The sequence below is a fragment of the Pseudomonas sp. SIMBA_068 genome, assembly GCF_046534705.1.
In the GTDB taxonomy this organism is placed as follows: domain Bacteria; phylum Pseudomonadota; class Gammaproteobacteria; order Pseudomonadales; family Pseudomonadaceae; genus Aquipseudomonas; species Aquipseudomonas putida.
In genome coordinates this window covers 1-262 of the sequence record NZ_JAWRYI010000788.1, presented here as the reverse complement: position 1 = coordinate 262, position 262 = coordinate 1, and the positions used below count along the sequence as shown (strand labels likewise).

Sequence of the window (262 nt, the reverse complement as noted above, 5' to 3'; positions counted from 1 at the left end):
CGACGACGTGGACGTTCGCCTTCGGCGTTGTCCTGGCCGTCTTCCTGCAGTTGCTCTTCGTTCGGCAGCGCTTCTTCTTCGCTGGCGGCAGCGGCTTGAGCCTGTTCGGCACGTGGTTGGCGCTCTTCACGTGGCGCACGTGGCTGGCGCTCTTCGCGAGGCTGGCGCGCCGGACGTTCTTCGGCAACAACGGCGGCGGTAGCAGCGGCTGCAGCTGGAGCGGCGTCCAGAGGCTCGCGCAGTTCACGCACGCGTTCTTCAC

1 protein-coding gene is annotated in these 262 nt (G+C 67.2%); it reads right to left on the bottom strand.

The features are described 5' to 3' along the window. Nucleotides 1–262: hypothetical protein (locus tag SB756_RS31455; RefSeq protein WP_410913421.1), on the bottom strand; the 262-nt coding region annotated here is incomplete at both ends.